This is a genomic window from Microbulbifer sp. (genome assembly GCF_036563125.1).
Taxonomy (GTDB): Bacteria; Pseudomonadota; Gammaproteobacteria; order Pseudomonadales; family Cellvibrionaceae; genus Microbulbifer.
This window is the reverse complement of the sequence record NZ_DATCMV010000101.1, coordinates 1-2,899: the sequence shown is the minus strand read 5'-3', so window position 1 is coordinate 2,899 and position 2,899 is coordinate 1. Positions and strand designations below refer to the sequence as shown.

Annotated in this window: 2 protein-coding genes and 2 tRNA genes; 2 read left to right on the top strand and 2 right to left on the bottom strand. The window is 57.2% G+C overall.

Going from position 1 to position 2,899, the window contains the following annotated elements; all coding sequences use genetic code 11:
• On the top strand, nucleotides 1-861 hold an 861-nt coding region (locus VIL80_RS08310; RefSeq protein WP_332035648.1), incomplete at its 5' end, for a polysaccharide biosynthesis protein.
• Between the two features lie 129 nt (nucleotides 862-990).
• Here VIL80_RS08310 and VIL80_RS08305 read toward each other — a convergent pair.
• Nucleotides 991-1,066 (bottom strand) — tRNA-Asn (locus VIL80_RS08305).
• 77 nt (nucleotides 1,067-1,143) lie between these two features.
• Nucleotides 1,144-1,219: transfer RNA gene (locus tag VIL80_RS08300), tRNA-Asn, on the bottom strand.
• 226 nt (nucleotides 1,220-1,445) lie between these two features.
• Between VIL80_RS08300 and uvrB the strand changes: the two genes are divergently transcribed.
• The coding region (gene uvrB / locus VIL80_RS08295; protein ID WP_332035647.1) for an excinuclease ABC subunit UvrB at nucleotides 1,446-2,899 on the top strand (1,454 nt) is incomplete at its 3' end.

Genomic DNA, 2,899 nt, shown 5'->3' with positions numbered 1-2,899 from the left:
GGCGCGGAAAACAATGTTCTGGGAACGCTTTCGGTACTTGAGGCGGCGGAAGCCTCCGGTGTCGAACAGTTTGTGCTGGTCTCCACGGACAAGGCGGTGCGCCCGACCAACGTGATGGGGGCTACCAAGCGCCTTGCTGAGCTGATCTGTCAGGATTTTGGGCGTCGCTTCGGTCGCACCCGAGTCTGCATGGTGCGCTTCGGTAATGTGCTGGGATCGTCGGGTTCGGTGATCCCCTTGTTCACAGATCAGATCAATGCCGGTGGCCCGGTAACCGTTACCCATCCGAAGGTGACACGCTACTTCATGACCATCCCTGAGGCGGCCCAGCTGGTATTGCAGGCGGGAAGCATGGGGCGCAAGGGTGAAGTGTTTGTGCTGGATATGGGTGAGCCGGTGCGAATCCTTGATATTGCGCGCCGCCTGATCCATATCATGGGGCATACCGTGCGCGACGAAGCCAATCCGGATGGCGATATTGAAATTCAGATTACCGGTCTTCGCCCCGGAGAGAAGCTGTACGAGGAGCTTCTGCTAGGGGATAAGGTTGCGGGAACGGATCACCCCATGATTATGCGCGCGGAAGAGGAGCGCCTCCCCAGTGAGCAACTTCAGATGTTCCTTGGTGAGCTGAAAGAGGCCAGCGCCCGCCAGGACGCGGAGGCCGTTCACCGCTTGCTGGTCGAGTCGGTGAAAGACTACGCGCCCAAGCAGCAGTTGATTGATACGGTTTGGGCTCAGGCATTAGAAGAGGAGGCTAGTGGTTTGCCGCCGCCGGCTGCGGGTGCGGAGGTCAAGCGGCTGCCTGTGGTGACTCTGGGTAATGCGCAGCGTATAACCGGGGAAGTGCCTGAGGTTTAATTTCCGTAGAAATGTTGTTGGCAAAGCCCTGCGGGTCTTGCGGGGCTTTTTACTTTTGGTGTAAGCGGTAATTTTCAGTCACACAAAAGAAAAACCCCGCCACCTTTTCAGGTGCGGGGTTTCATTATTTGGCTCCGCCTGCTGGGCTCGAACCAGCGACCCAATGATTAACAGTCATTTGCTCTACCAACTGAGCTAAGGCGGAACTGTATGTTTGAGCGGCCTTTCATCCGCTCTAAAGAAAAACCCCGCAGTTTTTACCAGCTGCGAGGTTTCTTTGTTTGGCTCCGCCTGCTGGGCTCGAACCAGCGACCCAATGATTAACAGTCATTTGCTCTACCAACTGAGCTAAGGCGGAATAATGTCTGACCGGTCTCGATTTGAGGTCTCGTTCAGATGGCGCGTATCTTATAGAGCACCTCTGGGTAGGTCAACCCTCTTTATTCAAAAATAACTCATTGATTTTACAGTGATTATATTCTGTCCGCAGTGTCGCAGTTCTACCCGGTTTGTCCCGCCCGGGGCATAGCGCCTACAATTTCCCGCTTGCATGTACCCGTCCCGGGGCACGGACAGTTTAGGTGATGAGTATGGAATCCAGATCGTTTCAGGTTGCCAGTAAGTATGCGCCGGCCGGTGATCAGCCCGCGGCGATCGAGGCGCTGGTGGAAGGGATCAATGATGGCCTGGCGCATCAGACACTGCTGGGTGTGACCGGGTCTGGCAAAACGTTCACTATGGCGAACGTTATCGAGCGGCTGCAGCGGCCTGCCATTGTGATGGCGCACAACAAAACGCTGGCGGCGCAGTTGTACGGAGAGCTCCGCGAGTTCTTCCCGCGCAATGCGGTGGAGTATTTTGTTTCCTACTACGACTATTACCAGCCGGAAGCCTATGTGCCGTCGTCCGATACCTTTATCGAAAAGGACGCTTCCGTTAACGAGCACATCGAGCAAATGCGCCTGTCCGCCACCAAGGCGCTGATCGAACGCAAGGATGTGATCGTCGTGGCCACCGTTTCCGCCATCTACGGCTTGGGTGACCCGGACAAGTACCTGAAAATGGTGCTTCATCTGGACCGCGGCGATATCGTGGACCAGCGAACCATTCTGCGCCGTCTCGCTGAATTGCAGTACACCCGCAACGACGCCGATTTTCGTCGCGCCACCTATCGCGTGCGTGGCGATATCATCGATATCTACCCCGCAGATTCCGATCTGGAAGCGGTACGCCTGTCGCTGTTTGATGAGGAAATCGAAGAGATCACCCTGTTCGACCCGTTGACCGGGGAAATACTGCAGAAGGTGCCGCGCATCACCATCTTCCCCAAGTCCCACTATGTGACGCCGCGGGAGACGATTCTCGAGGCGATCGATCACATCAAGGAAGAGCTGAAGGATCGTCTGGAGCAATTGCGCGAAAACAACAAGCTGCTGGAAGCTCAGCGCCTGGAACAGCGCACCCGTTACGACCTGGAAATGATGCAGGAGCTCGGTTACTGCAATGGGGTCGAAAACTACTCGCGCTATCTCTCCGGGCGCGATGCCGGGCAGCCACCGCCCACGCTGTTCGACTATCTGCCGCACGATTCCCTGCTGTTTATCGACGAGAGTCACGTCACCGTACCGCAGATCGGCGGGATGTACCGAGGCGACCGTTCGCGCAAGGAAACACTGGTGGAGTATGGGTTCCGACTGCCTTCGGCACTGGACAATCGGCCGCTGAAGTTCGAGGAGTGGGAGCAGCTCTCGCCGCAGACCATTTTTGTGTCGGCGACCCCGGGCAAGTATGAAGCGGAGCACGCCGGCGCCGTAGTGGAGCAGGTGGTACGCCCCACCGGGCTTGTGGACCCGGTGGTGGAGGTGCGCCCTGCGGCCACCCAGGTGGACGATACCCTGTCGGAAATTCATCGCTGCGTCGCCGCCGATCAGCGGGTGCTGATTACCGTATTGACCAAGCGCATGGCGGAAGACCTGACCGAGTATCTTCAGGACAACAATGTGCGGGTGCGCTATCTGCACTCGGATATCGACACCGT